The organism is Rhodococcus sp. AG1013 (assembly GCF_003350365.1).
Taxonomy (GTDB): Bacteria; Actinomycetota; Actinomycetes; order Mycobacteriales; family Mycobacteriaceae; genus Prescottella.
The window spans coordinates 441856-459586 of record NZ_QQAT01000002.1; the positions used below are offsets into that span (position 1 = coordinate 441856).

The 17731-nt window shown below is 68.3% G+C and carries 18 protein-coding genes; 11 read left to right on the forward strand and 7 right to left on the reverse strand.

Annotated features, from left to right (window positions below; all coding sequences use genetic code 11):
• Positions 1-9: 9 nt before the first annotated feature.
• Positions 10-825: a 2-keto-4-pentenoate hydratase gene (locus DEU38_RS04645; protein WP_114718920.1), complete on the reverse strand. Its 816-nt coding sequence runs from the start codon at positions 823-825 to the stop codon at positions 10-12.
• A gap of 162 nt (positions 826-987) precedes the next feature.
• On the opposite strand from DEU38_RS04645, the gene DEU38_RS04650 reads away from it, so the two are divergent.
• The 4 genes from DEU38_RS04650 (at position 988) to groL (ending at position 4666) form a co-directional block, all read left to right on the forward strand.
• Positions 988-1959 (forward strand): zinc-binding dehydrogenase, encoded by a 972-nt coding sequence (locus DEU38_RS04650; RefSeq protein ID WP_114718921.1) that lies wholly within the window; start codon positions 988-990, stop codon positions 1957-1959.
• Positions 1956-2390 carry a PaaI family thioesterase gene (locus DEU38_RS04655; protein WP_114718922.1) on the forward strand — a complete coding sequence of 145 codons (435 nt, stop codon included), beginning with the start codon at positions 1956-1958 and terminating at the stop codon, positions 2388-2390. The genes DEU38_RS04650 and DEU38_RS04655 overlap by 4 nt, the downstream gene beginning before the upstream one ends.
• 245 nt (positions 2391-2635) lie before the next feature.
• Positions 2636-2938, forward strand: coding sequence for a co-chaperone GroES (groES, locus tag DEU38_RS04660; RefSeq protein WP_005518479.1), 303 nt, complete (start codon positions 2636-2638; stop codon positions 2936-2938).
• Positions 2939-3052: 114 nt separating this feature from the next.
• Positions 3053-4666, forward strand: a complete 1614-nt coding sequence (gene groL, locus DEU38_RS04665; RefSeq protein ID WP_114718923.1) for a chaperonin GroEL — start codon at positions 3053-3055, stop codon at positions 4664-4666.
• Between the two features lie 80 nt (positions 4667-4746).
• Here the strand turns inward: groL and DEU38_RS04670 are convergent, their stop codons facing one another.
• The 4 genes from DEU38_RS04670 to DEU38_RS04685 form a co-directional block, all read right to left on the reverse strand.
• Positions 4747-5451, reverse strand: a complete 705-nt coding sequence (locus DEU38_RS04670) for an anti-sigma factor (RefSeq protein WP_114718924.1) — start codon at positions 5449-5451, stop codon at positions 4747-4749.
• Position 5452: 1 nt separating this feature from the next.
• Positions 5453-6118 (reverse strand): sigma-70 family RNA polymerase sigma factor, encoded by a 666-nt coding sequence (locus DEU38_RS04675; RefSeq protein WP_114718925.1) that lies wholly within the window; start codon positions 6116-6118, stop codon positions 5453-5455.
• 63 nt (positions 6119-6181) lie between these two features.
• Complete coding sequence (locus DEU38_RS04680) at positions 6182-6844, reverse strand: fasciclin domain-containing protein (RefSeq protein WP_114718926.1); 663 nt, start codon at positions 6842-6844, stop codon at positions 6182-6184.
• Positions 6845-7011: 167 nt separating this feature from the next.
• Entirely contained in the window at positions 7012-7302 is a 291-nt protein-coding gene (locus DEU38_RS04685) for a WhiB family transcriptional regulator (RefSeq protein WP_114719002.1), read from the reverse strand.
• A 572-nt stretch (positions 7303-7874) separates the two neighbouring features.
• Here DEU38_RS04685 and DEU38_RS04690 point away from each other — a divergent pair.
• From DEU38_RS04690 to DEU38_RS04700, 3 genes are all read left to right on the forward strand, one after another.
• Positions 7875-8777 carry a hypothetical protein gene (locus tag DEU38_RS04690; protein WP_258557623.1) on the forward strand — a complete coding sequence of 301 codons (903 nt, stop codon included), beginning with the start codon at positions 7875-7877 and terminating at the stop codon, positions 8775-8777.
• A 129-nt stretch (positions 8778-8906) separates the two neighbouring features.
• Positions 8907-9485 (forward strand): sigma-70 family RNA polymerase sigma factor, encoded by a 579-nt coding sequence (locus DEU38_RS04695; RefSeq protein WP_031938667.1) that lies wholly within the window; start codon positions 8907-8909, stop codon positions 9483-9485.
• Complete coding sequence (locus DEU38_RS04700; RefSeq protein WP_114718927.1) at positions 9478-10458, forward strand: anti-sigma-D factor RsdA; 981 nt, start codon at positions 9478-9480, stop codon at positions 10456-10458. Before DEU38_RS04695 ends, DEU38_RS04700 begins: the two co-directional genes overlap by 8 nt.
• Positions 10459-10539: 81 nt before the next feature.
• On the opposite strand, the gene DEU38_RS04705 is transcribed toward DEU38_RS04700, so the two are convergent.
• Complete coding sequence (locus tag DEU38_RS04705; RefSeq protein WP_114718928.1) at positions 10540-10944, reverse strand: DUF5319 domain-containing protein; 405 nt, start codon at positions 10942-10944, stop codon at positions 10540-10542.
• Between the two features lie 208 nt (positions 10945-11152).
• Between DEU38_RS04705 and guaB the strand changes: the two genes are divergently transcribed.
• The 4 genes from guaB to guaA all read left to right on the forward strand — a co-directional run bounded on the left by guaB (position 11153) and on the right by guaA (position 17419).
• Positions 11153-12676, forward strand: coding sequence for an IMP dehydrogenase (gene guaB, locus DEU38_RS04710; protein ID WP_114718929.1), 1524 nt, complete (start codon positions 11153-11155; stop codon positions 12674-12676).
• Positions 12677-12706: 30 nt separating this feature from the next.
• Positions 12707-13846: a GuaB3 family IMP dehydrogenase-related protein gene (locus DEU38_RS04715; protein ID WP_114718930.1), complete on the forward strand. Its 1140-nt coding sequence runs from the start codon at positions 12707-12709 to the stop codon at positions 13844-13846.
• A 196-nt stretch (positions 13847-14042) separates the two neighbouring features.
• The gene (locus DEU38_RS04720) at positions 14043-15806 is read left to right on the forward strand and encodes an FAD-dependent oxidoreductase (RefSeq protein WP_114718931.1); all 1764 of its coding nucleotides are present in this window, start codon (positions 14043-14045) and stop codon (positions 15804-15806) included.
• Positions 15807-15847: 41 nt separating this feature from the next.
• On the forward strand, positions 15848-17419 hold the full coding sequence (gene guaA, locus DEU38_RS04725; RefSeq protein WP_114718932.1) for a glutamine-hydrolyzing GMP synthase: 1572 nt from the start codon (positions 15848-15850) through the stop codon (positions 17417-17419).
• A 65-nt stretch (positions 17420-17484) separates the two neighbouring features.
• On the opposite strand, the gene DEU38_RS04730 is transcribed toward guaA, so the two are convergent.
• On the reverse strand, positions 17485-17703 hold the full coding sequence (locus DEU38_RS04730; RefSeq protein WP_114719004.1) for a hypothetical protein: 219 nt from the start codon (positions 17701-17703) through the stop codon (positions 17485-17487).
• Between the last annotated feature and the right edge of the window lie 28 nt (positions 17704-17731).

Here is a 17731-nt window from a genome sequence, read left to right on the forward strand (position 1 = left end):
TCCTTCGAGCTAGACGATGCGGACGGTGACGTCGGGCAGGCCCGGCGAGGTGACACCGAAGGTGGAGCCGGCGGCCAGCGGGACCGCGGCGTGGACGGCGCCGGCCAGGACGAGGTCCCCCGCGCGCAGGTGATCGCCGTACTGCGCGAGCGAATCTGCCAGCCAGACAATGGCGTTGAGCGGGTGATCGAGCACCGCGGACCCGGGCCCCTCACCGACGGTCTCGCCGTCGCGGGTGAGCGTGAGGATCCGGTCCGGGAGCGTGTCGAGGAGCTCCCGGGTGGCGGGAACACCCGGACCCGCAACCAGACGGGCGCTCGACGCGTTGTCGGCGACGGTGTCGACGAGGCCGATCTTCCAGTCGGCGATGCGGCTGTCGATGAGTTCGAGGCTGAGCATCACCTCGCCGACCGCATCGCGCACCTGCTCGAACGTGAATGCGGACTCGCCGGGCACCAGGTCGCTCGCGAGGCGGAACGTGAACTCCGCCTCGGCGCGCGCGGCCACGAGGTCGTCCAGGGCCTGCTCGCCCTCGTGCGGGACGACCATCGTGTCGAGGATCGCGCCGAAGTCGGGCTGGTCGACACCGAGTTGGCGCTGCATCGCGAGCGACGTCAGCCCGATCTTGCGGCCGACGACCCGTTCGCCGGCCTCGACCCGACGCGCGATGTTGCGGCGCTGGATCTCGTACGCGTCGGCCACGGTGAGGTCCGGGTGGGACGAGGTCGGTTGCGCGATCGGCCGCCGAGTGCGCTCCGCCTCGGCAAGCTCTGCGGCGAGCGAGGGGACTGCCGCATGCAGCGCGCCCCTGGTGTCAGTTGGCATGCGTACAGGAGACCGTCGGGGCGACACCGAGTGCCAGCGGGCGTGCCGAGGTACGGCACGGTCTCTCGCGCGAGGGCCCGGCGGGCGTCGACCATGGGTATCCGAACACGTATTTCACGACCGCTGCACCCGGCGGTTGTGTCCGACAGCACAGGAGAATCCATGCTCGCAGCCGTCGCCGTCGCCCAGAACGCGGACGATCCGCTGAGCGGTCTCGAACTCCGCGAGGTTCCCGACCCGGTCGTTCCGGACGGTTGGGCCAAGGTCGCGGTGCGGTCGTCCGCGCTCAACATGCACGACGTGTGGACGCTGCGCGGCGTCGGTCACCCGGCCGATCGGATCCCGATGATCCTGGGCTGCGACGCGGCCGGTGTGGACGAGGACGGCAACGAGGTGATCGTCTACCCGGTGATCGCCGATGCCGACGGTGGTGGCGGCGACGAGACGCTCGACCCCGGTCGTGCGTTGCTGTCCGAGCAGCACGACGGTGCGTTCGCCGAGTACCTCGTGGTGCCCCGGCGCAACCTGATCCCCAAGCCCGAGTGGCTGTCGTTCGACGAGGCGGCGTGCCTGCCGGTCGCGTGGACCACCGCGTACCGGATGCTGTTCACGCAGGCGCAGATCAAGGCCGGCGACCGCGTCCTGGTGCAGGGTGCCGGCGGTGGTGTCGCGACCGCCGCGATCAGTCTGGCGGCCGCCGCGGGCGCCAAGGTATACGCCGCGAGCCGCAGTGCCGAGAAGCGTGCGAGCGCGCTCGAGCTCGGTGCGCACACCGCGATCGAGGCCGGCGCCCGGCTGCCCGAGAAGGTCGACGTGGTGATCGAGACCGTCGGCGAGGCCACGTGGGCGCACTCGATGCGCGCGCTGCGTCCCGGGGGCACCATCGTCATCGCGGGTGCGACGTCCGGCTCCAACCCGTCGGCCGACCTCACCCGCATCTTCTACCTCCAGCAGCGCATCCTCGGGTCCACCGGTTGCACCCGGGCGGAGCTGGTGTCGATGCTGCGGATGATGGACGCCACCGGACTGCGACCCAAGATCGACCGCGTGATTCCGTTGCAGGACATCCACTCCGGGTTCCAGGCCATGATCGACGGCGACGTCAACGGCAAGGTCGTGGTGAAGGTCTCGTGAGCATCTGGATCGGCGATCCCACCATCGAGATCGCGAACGAGAAGGGCGTCGACACCCTCAACCGCAACCTCGGCATCGAGCTGACGGAACTGACCGAGAACTCGCTCGAGGGCCGGATGCCGGTCGACGAGCGCACCAAGCAGCCCGCGGGCGTGCTGCACGGTGGCGCCTCGGTCGCGCTCGCCGAGACCCTCGCCAGCTGGGCGTCGATCTTCGCGGTGGATCGCAGCAAGTTCCATTGCGTCGGTATGGAGATCAACGCCAACCACGTCCGACCCGTGAGCTCGGGCTGGGTGCACGGCAAGGCGACGCCGCTGGCATTGGGCCGCAAGACGCACGTGTGGGAGATCAAGATCGTGAACGACGAGGGCAAGCTCGTGTGCATCTCGCGATGCACGATGGCCGTCCTGGAGACGCCGTCGCAGTACTGAATTCGTTCGCTGGAGGTGGCGCCGGAGCACTCGCTCCGGCGCCACGTCTGCGTTCGGGTCAGTGCGCTCGAGCGGACGCCACCCTTGAGTGCTGGCACTCTCATGTATAGAGTGCTAGTCGACACTGAGCGAGTCCCGGCACCCGCGACGACGGGGCGCGTGAAGAGTCACTGTGGTGACTGAATTGATGGTGGTCCGAGGAACAGCCTCGGGCCCGACAAACCCCTGAAAGTGGAGGGCTCATCGTGGCGAGCGTGAACATCAAGCCGCTCGAGGACAAGATCCTCGTCCAGGCCAACGAGGCCGAGACGACGACTGCCTCCGGCCTGGTCATCCCCGACACGGCGAAGGAGAAGCCCCAGGAGGGCACCGTCGTCGCTGTTGGTCCCGGCCGCTGGGACGAGGATGGCGAGAAGCGCATCCCCCTGGACGTCCAGGAAGGCGACACCGTCATCTACAGCAAGTACGGCGGAACCGAGATCAAGTACGCCGGCCAGGAGTACCTGATCCTGTCGGCTCGCGACGTTCTGGCTGTCGTCGCGAAGTAAGCCTTACGCCTCCCGCCCCGGAGTTCCGCATCGGACCCGGGGCGGAGTGCGTTCCGGCCGACACCCTGACATCCGTTCCGGGACGAAAACCCTGAGCCAGGAGTAGCTGAATCAATGTCCAAGCAAATTGAGTTCAACGAGAAGGCCCGGCGCGCGCTCGAGCGTGGCGTCGACCAGCTCGCCGACGCCGTCAAGGTCACCCTCGGCCCGCGCGGTCGGCACGTCGTGCTCGCCAAGGCATTCGGCGGCCCCACCGTCACCAACGACGGTGTGAGCATCGCCCGCGAGATCGAGCTCGAGGACCCGTTCGAGAACCTCGGCGCACAGCTCGTCAAGAGCGTCGCCACCAAGACCAACGACGTCGCGGGCGACGGCACCACCACCGCCACCGTTCTCGCGCAGGCGCTGGTGAAGGCCGGCCTGAAGAACGTTGCCGCGGGAGCCAACCCGATCGGCCTCGGCATCGGCATCAGCAAGGCCGCCGACGCCGTGTCGGAGGCGCTGCTCGCGGCCGCCACCCCGGTCGAGGGCAAGGAGGCCATCGCACAGGTCGCCACCGTGTCGTCGCGTGACGCGGAGATCGGCGAGCTGGTCGGCGAGGCCATGACCCGAGTCGGCGTCGACGGTGTCGTCACGGTCGAGGAGTCGTCGACCCTGCACACCGAGCTCGCCGTCACCGAGGGCGTCCAGTTCGACAAGGGCTACCTGTCGCCGTACTTCGTCACCGACATCGACGCCCAGCGCGCCGTTCTCGAGGACGCGCTGGTGCTGATGTACCGCGACAAGATCACCTCGCTGCCGGACTTCCTGCCGCTGCTCGAGAAGATCGCCGAGTCCGGCAAGCCGGTCCTCATCATCGCCGAGGACATCGAGGGCGAGGTGCTCTCCACGCTCGTCGTCAACGCGATCCGCAAGACGCTCAAGGCCGTCGCCGTCAAGGCGCCGTTCTTCGGTGACCGTCGCAAGGCCTTCCTCGAGGACCTCGCCGTCGTCACCGCCGGCACCGTGATCAACACGGACATGGGCATCACGCTCAAGGAAGCCGGTCTCGACCTGCTCGGCACGGCACGCCGCGTCGTCGTCACCAAGGACGAGACCACCATCGTCGACGGTGCCGGCACCGAGGCCGACATCGCCACCCGCGTCGCGCAGCTCAAGCGCGAGATCGAGAACACCGACTCCGACTGGGACCGCGAGAAGCTCGAAGAGCGCCTCGCGAAGCTGGCCGGCGGCGTCGCCGTCATCAAGGTCGGCGCAGCCACCGAGACGGACCTCAAGGAGCGCAAGTTCCGCGTCGAGGATGCCGTCAACGCTGCCAAGGCTGCGGTCGAGGAGGGCATCGTCCCCGGTGGCGGCTCCGCCATCGTGCAGGCCGGTCAGGTCCTCACCGACCTGGCTGCGTCGCTCTCGGGTGACGAGGCCACCGGTGTCGAGGTCGTGCGCACCGCGCTGCGCGCTCCGCTGTTCTGGATCGCCACCAACGCAGGCGTCGACGGTTCCGTCGTGGTCAGCAAGGTGTCCGAGGCGCCCAAGGGCCACGGCTTCAACGCCGCGACCCTCACCTACGGCGACCTGCTCGCCGACGGTGTCGTCGACCCGGTCAAGGTGACGCGTTCGGCTGTCGTCAACGCGGCATCCGTCGCGCGCATGGTGCTCACCACCGAGAGCGCCGTCGTCGAGAAGCCCACCGAGGAAGCAGCGGACGCCGGCCACGGCCACGCTCACTGATCTCCTCGGCACCAGCTGAGACGAAAGACCCCCGGACGGTTTCGTCCGGGGGTCTTCGGCTTTCGGGGACCCGCATCGGATCAGGTGAGCGGGATGGACGCGAACATGTCGCCCGTCGGGGACGTCGACCCGCCGGGCGGTTCCACCGTGAAACCGAGCTGGGTGGCACCGTCGATGCCCTCGAGCACCGCGGTCGTGGTGGGGGACACCTGGTCGGGGCCCATCGTGCCGGCCGGCACCGGCTCGTCGCCACGTACCAGCCACATCTGGTAGACGGTGTCCGACTTCGGCGGCGTGACACCGTTCATCACCAGCATCGCCGCGTTCGCGTCCTTCGAGTACATCGTGGTGGCCGTGCCGCCACCCGGAATCTCGGCTGTCACCGAGTGCATGTCGGGTGCGTCGAGGATCTGCGCGGTGACCGACGGTGTCGGCGGGGTCTCCGTGATCTGGTGACCGATGACCACGCCGCCGGCGAGCAGTGCCACCGCAGCGGCAACGGACGCGATCGCGATCCGCCATCGGCGCCCGGGCGTCCGACGGGCCGCGAGTTCGTCGCCCGTGACCTGACGGATCAGATTGTGGCGCAGGGATGCCGGCGGCGTGACTGCGACGAGGGAGCTGGCGGCGGCCATCGTCTCGCGGGCCAGCCGGACCGCGGCGTCGAACTCGGCGCGAGTCGCCTCGTCCGCCTCCGCCAGTCGTGCGTCGAGGTCGCGTCGCTCGGAGTCGTCGAGGGCGTGCAGCGCACAGGCGTGCGCCCATTCGATCAGATCGTCGTCCATCTCATATCACCCCCAGGCAGCCTCTGAGCCTTGTCAATCCGTCTCTGATCCGTGACTTCACGGTCGGCACCGCCACCCCGAGTTCGGCCGCCACCTCGCGGTACGTCCGGCCGCCGTAGTAGGCGAGCGTGACCGATTGTCGTTGAATGTCGGTCAACGCCTGGAGGCAGTCCAGAACTGCCTGCCGTTCGGCGCGGTGCTGCACCTCCTCCGTGACCTGATCGAACTCGTCCACGCGGTTCGCGGTCTCGTAGACCACCTCACGATCGGAGTGGGACTGTTCCGACCGCACCCGGTCGACCGCGCGGCGGTGGGCGAGCGTCATCAGCCACGAGAGTGGTGATCCGCGTTCGGGATCGAAGTTGCCGGCCGATCTCCACACCTGGAGGTAGACCTCCTGAGTGGTCTCCTCCGAGAACCCGGGGTCACGCAGGACCCGCAGGACCATGCCGTACACCCGCGCGCCGGTCCGATCGTAGAAGTCCGCGAACGCAGCGCGGTCACCTTCGGCGATGTCCGCCAACAACTTTCGCAGGTGAACCGATTCCTCGTGGCGGGCGGCGACGAGCTTCCCGTTGTCGACGGGGCATGCGTCATCGCCGCCGGAGGATCCGGCCGAGCTCACGTGTCCTCGTTCGAGTGCATCGAGGACCACCGTAGCGTCCATCGGCCGGATCCTCCCGGAGTGGGCGGCTCGTCGTGGCATGGTCGTGGACCGTCGTGACTATGACTACTGCGGCATCAGCACCGAGTCCACGAGGTACACGGTCGCGTTCGCCGTCTGCACGCCGCCGCACACGACTCCGGCCTCGTTCACCTTCAGGTTGTCTCCGGACCCGGTGACGGTGACGTCGGAGCCCTCCACCGTCGCGTGGGTCCCGTCGACCTGGCTGGGGGCCAACTGTCCCGGAACCACGTGGTACGTGAGGATCTTGGTCAGCAGGGCGTCGTCGGTCTTCAGCGTCTCGACGGTCGCCGGATCGAGCTTTGCGAACGCCGCATCGGTGGGAGCGAACACCGTGAACTGGCCGCCGTTGAGCGTGTCGACGAGGTTGACGTCGGGATTGAGTTGGCCGGACACCGCGGCGGTGAGTGTCGTCAGCATGGGGTTGTTCGACGCGGCGACCGTGACGGGATCCTGTGCCATGCCGCTGACCGAGCCCGGGCCGTCGGGAACCATCGCTGCGTACTCTGCACAGCCCGGACCGACCGGGTTCGCGGCCGCGGCGGTGGCACCCGAGGACATCATTCCGGACTCCGCCGAACCTGATGTCGTGGTGCTCGTCGTCGGGGCGTCGCCGGAGTTGTCGTCGGACGAACACGCAGCGACACCGAGCAACGCGATCGATGTGGTGGCGGCTACGGCGATGAGGCGGGACGTCTTGATGTTCATGGGACTGCCTTCCTGACGGGATGGTCTTCATCACTGTCGGAAAGGCATTCGGAGTACCGGACGCCGCGGATGGGTCGACGCGGACACGACTGCGCCCGGGGAGACCTCGACGTCGAGGTCTACCCGGGCCTGCGCGTGTACTCGTCACCTACGGGTGACGGGCACCACTAAGCGATGCGGCGGCGCGACTGCCTGGTCAGCATCTCGCGCTCGGACTCCGACATCCCACCCCAGATCCCGTACGGCTCGCACACCGACAGCGCGTGGTTGCGGCACTGTGCCAGCACCGGGCACTGTCGGCACATCTCCTTCGCGCGGCTTTCCCGCTGGGCCCGAGCACGGCCACGTTCGCCGTCCGGGTGGAAGAACACGGCGGAGTCCACACCACGACACAACCCGTGCATCTGCCAATCCCAGATATCGGCATTCGGGCCGGGAAGATGATTCGGAACAGGCATCAGGACTCCTCTGTCAGCAGGCTCGCGGTGACGCTGCGAGCGGCCCGCCACCCCCCGGGATGACAAGACCTATGAAATCGGTTACGCCCCGCAACCGTAAAGGGGCATATGAAATCCCGTCAACACTTACGCTGAGTGGTGATTTCCATATCCCTGGAGCCAAGAATTAACGCCCTGGACATTTACATGGGGCGGCGGCTGTGATTGCGTAGCGACACGGGGGTCGATCGCTTCCGCGTTGGCCGACGTCGCCCTCACCTGGACGATCGTCCTGATTCTCCCCGACCGGTTGGTTACTCTGGAGTATTGTTCGGCGATTCTCGTTAACCTCGACGCCACATATTCTTCAAATTTGAATCATGTTCGCGTGGCGAATCGCCTTTACGGTGCACGAACATTATTAACAGGTCGTCCAGTTGGAGAAGTTTCAACGGTTCATCGTGTGTCTTCAGTCGCGTCTGCAATGGCTATCGGGGGCTATCGGGGGCTATCGGGGGCTATCGGGGCGGGATCGGACGTCGGCCGACCGGTATGCGGAATGGCGTCGGCGCCCGCAGTGGCATGATCACCGGATGCCGCACGACCCGCACGACCCGCACGACCCGCACGACCCGCACGACCCGCACGACCCGCACGACCCGCACGACCCGCACGGCTCTCACGACTCACACGACTCGCACGGTCTTGGGGGCGCCGCCTTCGGTTCGGATCCCGGACGGAACCCGTTGCCGGTACCTGCCGATCCGCTGGGGCGCTGGTTGCGCGCCGTCGCACTGGGTGGACAGGGTCGGTACGCGCAGGCCCGGGCCGAGCTCGAACCGCTGCGCCGGATGTCCGCGACCGAGCCGGCGGTGGCCTCGCTCGCGGCCAGCACACAGGCATCCCTGCTGCGGCAGCTCGGCGCCCACGCCCTCGCTTCCGGGTACGACGGTGCCGCGCTGGCGCTGATCGGGATGACCCGTACCGGCGACCGGTGGTGGCACGAGGCACGCTGCGATGCTCTGACGGGACTTGCTGCCGACGCGCTGGGATGCGGTCGGCTGGCGTTGGGGCGCACGCTCCTCGTCCGCTGCGAGGCATACCTGTCTGCAGTCGGTGAACCGGACACGCTGTGGCGTCAGTACGTGAGACTGCACTGGGTGACGGCCGAGATCGCGCTCGCGGCCGGGGACTTCGCCGCCGCAACCGTCCATGCTCAGGCTGCGGTCGACCGCTCGGCCGACTGCCCGTCCGTGCGGCATCGGATCAAGTCCGAGCTGCTGTTCGCGGCGTCGGCGACCGGAAGGCCCGAGCCGGACCTCGCACTCGAGACCGCGGAGCGGGTGCTCGTCGACGCCGGTGCACACGGACTGCTCCCGTTGCGATGGGCGGCAGCGATGTTGGTGGACGGCGTGCGCCCGGATCCGGCCGCACGAGCGATCCGTGACGAATGCGCCGATGCGATCGCTCGCCGGGGCGGGAGGTTCTCGAAATGACCGCCCGATATTCGAACGATGCACTGACGCGTCGGACTCTGTCGTTACTCTTACAGACGTTCCGCCGTGAGGCGGAAGCACACCCGGCTGGGGGGACGTGCCACTGTAACGCCAGGATTCGCGCTGACGATGTCTAACACGGGTGAGGAGTTGAACTCCGCCGTCGCTGCCGCAGCGCAGGGCGATCGGAATGCTCTGGCCCAGGTCCTGAAGAGTATTCGCCCTCTGGTCGTGCGCTATTGCCGTGCCAGGGTCGGCGCCGCGGAGCGTGGGCAGTTGTCCGCGGACGATGTGGCGCAGGAGGTGTGCCTCGCGGTGATGACGGCACTTCCGCGCTACCAGGATCAGGGTCGTCCGTTCATGGCTTTCGTCTACGGCATCGCCGCACACAAGGTCGCTGACGCTCACCGAAACGCTGCGCGTAACAAATCCGATCCAGTTGCTGAAGTACCAGATGTCGTTTCCTCCGACGACAGTCCCGAAGAGCGGGCGCTGAGTTCGGAGACGAGCCGACAGGTGAACGCACTGCTTCAGACGCTTCCCGAGAAGCACCGCGAGATCCTCGTCCTTCGGCTCGTCGTCGGTCTGTCGGCGGAGGAGACGGCAGCAGCAGTCGGAAGCACCGCTGGCGCGGTGCGGGTGGCTCAACACCGAGCCATTGCCAAGTTGAAGAAGGAAGTGACGAGAGCAGGTGAGAGGCATGGCTAGGGGCCAGAATGGCGAGCCGGGCGATCCCCACGCCGATCTCGCTGGAAACGGCACGCCCGTCGACGTCGCCGCGGTGCGTCGTGACGATGCGCTGATCGACGCGATCGCCGGCGACCGTCCCGTCGCAACCGACAGTCCCGAGGAATACCAGGTCGCCGCGCTGCTCGCGAACTGGCGGACCGAGATCCTGGCGCAGCCCCTGCCGGCTGAACCGGACCTCGACGACATCGTTGCCCGCGTCAACCGCGAACTCGAGGCGCAGGACTCACTGTCGACCCGGTCGCGGTCCGGGCGCAGCCAACTCCGACTGCTCCGACCGATCGCCGCGGCCGCCGCCGTCGTCGCGATCGCGATGGGCGGCATGAGCATCTTCTCGTACAACGCCGAACCGGGCGACCCGCTGTGGGGCGTCAAGCAGGTGGTCTTCACCGAGCGGGCGGCCTCCACCGTCGCGAAGATCGACACGACGTCCAACCTCCAGGAGGCCGAACGTCTCATCGCGTCGGGTGATGCGGTCGGCGCGAAGGCCAAGCTCGACTCGGCCGGCGCGCGCGCGAGCGCGGTCAACGAGGCCGGGACCCGGGACGAGCTGAACGTGTGGCGCGACCGACTCCTGACCGAGTTGGGGAAGGTCGTGCCGCCACAGGCTCCGAACGTGCCGCCCACGACGACCCCGCCGACCGCCACCGCCGGCGACTCGTCGTCCACCAATCCGGGTCAGGAACTGTCGACGTCGGTCACGGGGTGGCCGTCGTCCACGATCGACCCCCGCATCCAGGGCGTGAGTCCGGGCACCTCGACAGCGCCGTCACAGTCGCCATCGCCATCGGCGACCTCCTCACCGAACCCGGCGACCGCGACGTCCGAGACGCCGCCTCCCACGACGACCACGACGACGCCGCCTGCGACGTCGACCACACGGGCCACGAGTGGCTCACTGGGCGGACAGCCGCCGGTGACGCCCTCGCCCTGACGATTCAGGGATGGATCCCGCACGAACGAGTACGGCCCGGCAAGCAATGCTTGCCGGGCCGTAGCCGTCGAGGGGTGACTCTCAGAGTTCGAAGCCGTCGCCGTGGAGGGCGTCGTTCATCGAGGCATCCGCGTAGCCGCGGCAGTAGTCCCAGGTGACGTACGCGTCGGGCGACGGGTCGTACGCGGGCTCGTGCGGGCGGACCGTGCCGTCGACGAGCAGCTGGAGCAGGTTCGCGCGCAGCATGTCCCAGTCGTGGTAGTGGTCCTGCTGGCAGTCCTCGCAGCACACGACCAGTCCGCGAATTCCGCGGTGGCCGAGCAGCGCCTCGTAGACGGCGAGGTCCGCGAGGTCCTCCTCCACGGCGAGACGCTCATGGGGATCCAGCGGCTGGCCCGGCTCGATCGCGTCGAGCGCAGCAGACGGGTCGGCAGGGTCACCGGCGAAGGGGTCCGGCGGAAGACCGGGAGGCAGTTGATCGCGCACAACACCACGGTACGCAGTTCATCCCGGTCTGCGCTAGCTGATAGCCGTGGGTGAGTCGCCGGGACGGCCCGCGTGCACTTTCGGGCGAGCCGATACCATGGTCCACGGAGGTCTGCGCACGGCAAATCCCGCAGGGGAATTTTTCGTCGGCCCAGACTCTTCTTCCGTAATCAATATCAATCGACGCTTCATGGAGGGCCCGAGCCGCATGAGTAGTACCGGAGGGCACGTGCACACCGGGGGAGACGACCCGAACAAGGTTGCGATGCTGGGTCTCACCTTCGACGACGTGCTGCTGCTGCCGGCGGCTTCGGACGTCGTCCCCAACCAGGTGGACACCTCGAGCCAGCTGACCCGTGAGATCCGCCTCAACGTCCCGCTGGTGAGTTCGGCGATGGACACCGTCACCGAGGCCCGCATGGCCATCGCCATGGCGCGCGCCGGCGGCATGGGTGTCCTGCACCGCAATTCCGCCGTCGAGGCGCAGGCCGGATGGGTCGAGACCGTCAAGCGGTCCGAGGCCGGCATGGTGACCGATCCGGTCACGTGCAGTCCGTCGGACACCCTCGCCGAGGTCGACGCCAAGTGCGCGCGGTTCCGTATCTCCGGACTGCCCGTCACGGACGAGACCGGCACCCTCGTCGGCATCATCACCAACCGCGACATGCGGTTCGAGGTGGACGAGAACCGTCCGGTCGCCGAGGTGATGACCAAGGCGCCGCTGATCACCGCGCGCGAGGGTGTGACCGCCGAGGTCGCGCTCGGCCTGCTGCGTCGTCACAAGATCGAGAAGCTCCCGATCGTCGACGGCCACGGCAAGCTCACCGGGCTCATCACGGTCAAGGACTTCGTCAAGACCGAGCAGCACCCCAACGCCACCAAGGATCGCGACGGACGCCTGCTCGTCGGTGCGGCGGTCGGTGTCGGTGACGACGCCTGGGTCCGCGCGATGACGCTGGCCGACGCCGGTGCCGACGTCCTCGTCGTCGACAGCGCGCACGGCCACCAGGTCAACATCTTGCAGATGATCGCGAAGCTCAAGGCCGAGATCGGCGACCGCGTCCAGCTCATCGGCGGCAACGTCGCCACCCGCGCCGGCGCTCTCGCTCTCGCCGAGGCCGGCGCGGACGCCGTCAAGGTCGGTGTCGGCCCGGGCTCCATCTGCACCACCCGCGTCATCGCCGGTGTCGGCGCCCCGCAGATCACCGCGATCCTCGAGGCCACGGCCGCGTGCAAGGCGCTCGGTGTCCCGGTCATCGCCGACGGCGGCCTGCAGTTCTCCGGTGACGTCGCCAAGGCGCTCGCCGCCGGCGCGTCCACCGCGATGCTCGGCTCGCTCCTCGCCGGTACCGCCGAGTCCCCGGGCGAGCTGATCCTGGTCGGCGGCAAGCAGTTCAAGAGCTACCGCGGCATGGGCTCGCTCGGCGCGATGCAGAGCCGCGGACAGGGCAAGTCCTACTCCAAGGACCGCTACTTCCAGGACGACGTGCTCGCCGAGGACAAGCTGGTCCCCGAGGGCATCGAGGGCCGGGTTCCGTTCCGCGGCCCGCTGTCGCAGGTGATCCACCAGCTCACCGGCGGCCTGCGCGCGGCCATGGGCTACACCGGTTCCGGGACGATCGAGCAGCTCCAGGAGGCGCAGTTCGTGCAGATCACCGCGGCGGGCCTCAAGGAGAGCCATCCGCACGACATCACCATGACTGTCGAAGCGCCGAACTACGCTGCCCGCTAAGCACTCATAACAATCGAGAAAGGGGCGCGCGTGCGCGACCTCGTCGAAATCGGCATGGGCAGAACTGCCCGACGCACCTACGAGTTGGACGACATCAACATCGTTCCCTCTCGCCGGACCCGTTCCTCGAAGGAGGTGTCGACGGCCTGGCAGATCGATGCGTACCGCTTCGACATCCCCGTCCTGGCTCATCCGACCGACGCGCTGGTGTCGCCGTCGTTCGCGATCGAGCTCGGCAAGGCCGGCGGTCTCGGTGTCATCAACGGTGAGGGCCTGTGGGGTCGGCACGCCGACGTCGAGGTCAAGCTCGCCGAGCTCGCCGAGATGGCCGAGAAGGAGATCGATCCCGACGCGGCCGTCGCACGTCTGCAGGAACTGCACGCCGCGCCGCTGCAGCCCGAGCTGCTCGCGGCAGCGGTCGCGCAGGTCCGCGACGCCGGTGTCACCACCGCTGTCCGCGTCAGCCCGCAGAACGCCCGCGCGCTCACCCCGGCGCTCGTGAAGGCCGGCATCGACCTGCTGGTCATCCACGGCACGATCATCTCGGCCGAGCACGTCGCGCACGGCGAGAGCGAGCCGCTGAACCTCAAGACGTTCATCTCCGAGTTGGACGTCCCGGTCATCGCCGGTGGCGTGAGCGACCACCGCACCGCGCTGCATCTGATGCGTACGGGCGCGGCCGGCGTCATCGTGGGCTACGGCTCCACCGAGGGCGCCACCACCACTCGTGAGGTGCTCGGCATCGGCGTGCCGATGGCGACGGCGATCGCCGACGCCGCCGCGGCTCGCCGGGACTACCTCGACGAGACCGGCGGACGCTACGTCCACGTCATCGCCGACGGCGACATCACGTCGTCGGGCGACTTCGCGAAGGCCATCGCATGCGGTGCCGACGCGGCCGTCATCGGTGCGCCCCTCGCGGTGGCGCAGGAGGCTCCGGGCGGTGGCTGGTTCTGGCCGTCCGCGGCCGCGCACCCGTCGATGCCGCGTGGCTCGCTGCTGCCGGTCTCGTACGGCGAGCGTCCGGCGCTCGACCAGGTCCTGAACGGGCCGTCGGACGACCCGTACGGTTCGCTCAACTTCGTCGGCGGCCTGCGCCGCTCGATGGCGAAGTCGGGCTACTCCGACCTCAAGGAGTTCCAGAAGGTCGGCCTGAGCGTTCGCGCCTGATCCACCTCGTTCCTGTGGCCGAATGTCACATCCGTTCAGTTGAACTGAACCGGTGTGACATTCGGCCACAGGCGTTTCGGGGAACCGCCACCGTTCGTGCGACCGGTGGTTACAGTTAGGGCACCCTTGTGGTATGAGTCACAGGACTGCGGTGCATACTGGCGAGTAACAAATCCGTTCATGGTGGAGGTGTCCTATGGGCAAGCAGCGCGCGACCGACTACGACGTGCTGATCGTCGGCTCCGGCTTCGGTGGAAGCGTCACCGCGCTCCGGCTGGTGGAGAAGGGCTACAAGGTCGGTGTGCTCGAGGCCGGGCGCCGCTACGCCGACGCCGACTTCGCGAAGACCAGCTGGGACCTCAAGCGCTTCCTCTGGGCACCGGCGTTGGGCTGCTACGGCATCCAGCGCGTGCACCTGCTGCGCGACGTTCTGATCCTCGCCGGCGCGGGTGTCGGCGGCGGTTCCCTGAACTACGCGAACACCCTCTACAAGCCACCGTCGTCGTTCTTCCAGGACCCGCAGTGGCGCGACATCACCGACTGGGACTCCGAACTCACGCCGCACTACGAGCAGGCCCGCAAGATGCTCGGTGTCGTCCAGAACCCCCACATGACCCCCGCCGACGAGGTCATCAAGTCGGTCGCCGAGGACATGGGCGTGGGTGACACGTTCATCCAGACGCCGGTCGGTGTGTTCTTCGGGGAGCCCGGCAAGACCGTCTCGGACCCGTACTTCGGTGGCGTCGGCCCCGACCGCACCGGCTGCATCGAGTGTGGTGAGTGCATGACCGGCTGCCGCCACGGCGCCAAGAACACCCTCATCAAGAACTACCTCGGCCTGGCGGAGAAGGCCGGCGCCGAGATCATCCCGATGACCACCGTCGAGTCGCTGTACGAGCGGTCGGACGGCACGTGGGACGTCGCGACCCACCGCACCGGGGCGAAGGTCCGCAAGAACCGCAGGACCTACACCGCGCAGTACGTCGTGGTCGCGGCCGGCACGTGGGGCACCCAGCAACTGCTGCACAGGATGAAGGACACCGGGACGCTGCCGCGGCTGTCGAATCGCCTCGGCGAGCTCACCCGCACCAACTCCGAGTCCATCGTCGGTGCGGGCAAGTACAAGATCGATCCGGCGATGGACCTCACGCACGGCGTCGCGATCACGTCGTCGTTCCATCCCACGTCGGACACGCACATCGAGCCCGTCCGGTACGGCAAGGGCTCCAACGCGATGGGTCTGCTGCAGACGCTCATGACGGACGGTGGCGGCAGCACGCCGCGCTGGATCAAGCTGCTCAAGGTGATCGCCGCCAACCCGCGACAGATGCTCCGGATGCTCACCGTGAAGAACTGGAGCGAGCGCACCATCATCGCGCTCGTGATGCAGAACCTCGACAACTCGATCACCACGTACACCAAGAAGGGGATCCTCGGCCGCCGCAAGGTCACCAGCAAGCAGGGCCACGGCGAGCCCAACCCCACGTGGATCCCGGCCGGCAACGAAGCCACCCGACGGATCGCCGAGAAGATCGACGGTGTCGCGGGCGGCACGTGGGGCGAGGTGTTCAACATCCCGCTCACCGCGCATTTCCTCGGCGGTTGCACCATCGGGTCGGATGCCGACCACGGAGTCATCGACCCCTACCACCGGGTGTACGGCTACCCGACGCTCAGCGTCGTCGACGGTGCCTCGGTCTCCGCGAACCTCGGCGTGAACCCGTCGCTGACGATCAGCGCGCAGGCCGAGCGGGCGGCGTCGCTGTGGCCCAACAAGGGCGAGCAGGACAACCGTCCCGCGCAGGGCGCCGGCTACTCCCGGATCGCCGCGGTGGCGCCGAAGAATCCCGTGGTCCCGGCGGGTGCGCCGGCGGCCCTGACCCTGCCGATCGTCGAGATCCGTGGCGGTCGGACCGGTGGGCAACCGGAGGGCACCGAGGCTGGGAGCGGGATCGCCTAGGCCGGGGACGGTGCGGGAGCTGCGCATATTAGACTGTTCTGGTGTCAGAAACCCAGCAGGACAGGCCGGTTCTCGTCGTCGACTTCGGTGCCCAGTACGCGCAGCTGATCGCTCGCCGCGTCCGTGAGGCGAAGGTCTACTCGGAAGTGGTGCCGCACACCACGACCGTCGAGGAGATCGCGGCGAAGAAGCCGCTCGCCGTCGTCCTGTCCGGTGGGCCGTCCAGCGTGTACGAGGAGGGTGCGCCGCAGCTCGACGCCGCCCTGTTCGACCTGGGCATCCCCGTCTTCGGTATCTGCTACGGCTTCCAGGCGATGGCGAACGCGCTCGGCGGCACCGTCGCGCACACCGGCGGCCGCGAGTACGGCCGCACCGAGATGACCGTCAGCGGCGGCGTCCTGCACGACGGCCTGCCCGCGACGCAGCCGGTGTGGATGAGCCACGGCGACGGCGTCACCGCCGCACCCGAAGGCTTCGAGGTCACCGCGTCCAGCGCCGGTGCACCGGTCGCGGCGTTCGAGGACCGCGCCCGCAAGCTCGCCGGCGTCCAGTACCACCCCGAGGTCATGCACTCCCCGCACGGCCAGCAGGTGCTCAGCCGGTTCCTGCACGAGATCGCCGGGATCCCCGGTGCGTGGACGGCGGCGAACATCGCGGAATCGCTGATCGAGCAGGTCCGCGAGCAGGTCGGCGACGGCAAGGCCATCTGCGCTCTGTCCGGTGGCGTCGACTCCGCTGTCGCGGCCGCGCTGGTGCAGCGTGCGATCGGCGACCGCCTCACCTGTGTGTTCGTCGATCACGGTCTGATGCGCGCCGGTGAGCGCCAGCAGGTCGAGAAGGACTTCGTCGCCGCGACCGGCGCCCGCCTGATCACCGTCGACGCGTCGGAGACGTTCCTGCGCGAGCTGGCCGGCGTGTCCGACCCGGAGACCAAGCGCAAGATCATCGGCCGCGAGTTCATCCGCAGCTTCGAGGGAGCGGTGTCCGAGGTGCTCGGCGAGAGCGCCGCGCACGGCGAGACCGTCGACTTCCTGGTCCAGGGCACCCTGTACCCGGACGTCGTCGAGTCCGGCGGCGGCACCGGTACCGCGAACATCAAGAGCCACCACAACGTCGGCGGCCTGCCCGAGGACCTGCAGTTCAAGCTCGTCGAGCCGCTGCGCCTGCTGTTCAAGGACGAGGTGCGCGCCGTCGGTCGCGAGCTGGGTCTGCCCGAGGAGATCGTCGGACGCCAGCCGTTCCCCGGGCCGGGCCTGGGCATCCGCATCATCGGTGAGGTCACGCAGGAGCGTCTCGAGATCCTGCGCCACGCGGATTCCATTGCGCGCGAAGAGCTCACGTCCGCCGGCCTGGACGGCCAGATCTGGCAGTGCCCCGTCGTGCTGCTCGCGGACGTCCGCAGCGTCGGCGTCCAGGGCGACGGCCGCACCTACGGGCACCCGATCGTGCTGCGCCCGGTCTCCAGCGAGGACGCGATGACCGCCGACTGGACCCGACTGCCGTACGAGGTGCTCGAGCGCATCTCCACCCGGATCACCAACGAGGTCGCGGATGTCAACCGCGTAGTCCTCGACGTCACCAGCAAGCCGCCGGGAACGATCGAGTGGGAGTGATCCCGCACTGAACGCACGACAGCGCCCCGGCCACCACACAGGCTGGTGCGCTGTCGTCTGTGCGGCTAGCGCCGCCGACCCGGGGAGAACACCAGCGCCGCGCCGATGCCGACCGCGACGATCACGAACAGCCAGCGGGCGCCGACGTTGGCGAGCGGGTCGAGGGTGAACGGGCCGATGATGGCCCATGCACTGACCAGCAGCGCGGCGATGCCGGCCAGGAGCAGGCCTATAGATGGGAATCGCGATGGTGTCGCGGTGGACTGCTCGTCGGTGTCCGACATGCGTTCGGTGGTTTCCTGATTGTCAGCG

Excerpts from the sequence above, each read along its gene's own strand:
- groL (WP_114718923.1), top strand. The coding sequence starts at position 3,053 with ATGTCCAAGCAAATTGAGTTCAACGAGAAGGCCCGGCGCGCGCTCGAG.
- guaB (WP_114718929.1), top strand. The coding sequence starts at position 11,153 with ATGAGTAGTACCGGAGGGCACGTGCACACCGGGGGAGACGACCCGAAC.
- DEU38_RS04730 (WP_114719004.1), bottom strand. The coding sequence starts at position 17,703 with ATGTCGGACACCGACGAGCAGTCCACCGCGACACCATCGCGATTCCCA.
- DEU38_RS04685 (WP_114719002.1), bottom strand. The coding sequence starts at position 7,302 with ATGCCTGTTCCGAATCATCTTCCCGGCCCGAATGCCGATATCTGGGAT.
- DEU38_RS04690 (WP_258557623.1), top strand. The coding sequence starts at position 7,875 with ATGCCGCACGACCCGCACGACCCGCACGACCCGCACGACCCGCACGAC.
- DEU38_RS04675 (WP_114718925.1), bottom strand. The coding sequence starts at position 6,118 with ATGGACGCTACGGTGGTCCTCGATGCACTCGAACGAGGACACGTGAGC.
- DEU38_RS04700 (WP_114718927.1), top strand. The coding sequence starts at position 9,478 with ATGGCTAGGGGCCAGAATGGCGAGCCGGGCGATCCCCACGCCGATCTC.
- DEU38_RS04645 (WP_114718920.1), bottom strand. The coding sequence starts at position 825 with ATGCCAACTGACACCAGGGGCGCGCTGCATGCGGCAGTCCCCTCGCTC.
- DEU38_RS04695 (WP_031938667.1), top strand. The coding sequence starts at position 8,907 with ATGTCTAACACGGGTGAGGAGTTGAACTCCGCCGTCGCTGCCGCAGCG.
- DEU38_RS04650 (WP_114718921.1), top strand. The coding sequence starts at position 988 with ATGCTCGCAGCCGTCGCCGTCGCCCAGAACGCGGACGATCCGCTGAGC.
- DEU38_RS04680 (WP_114718926.1), bottom strand. The coding sequence starts at position 6,844 with ATGAACATCAAGACGTCCCGCCTCATCGCCGTAGCCGCCACCACATCG.
- DEU38_RS04720 (WP_114718931.1), top strand. The coding sequence starts at position 14,043 with ATGGGCAAGCAGCGCGCGACCGACTACGACGTGCTGATCGTCGGCTCC.
- DEU38_RS04670 (WP_114718924.1), bottom strand. The coding sequence starts at position 5,451 with ATGGACGACGATCTGATCGAATGGGCGCACGCCTGTGCGCTGCACGCC.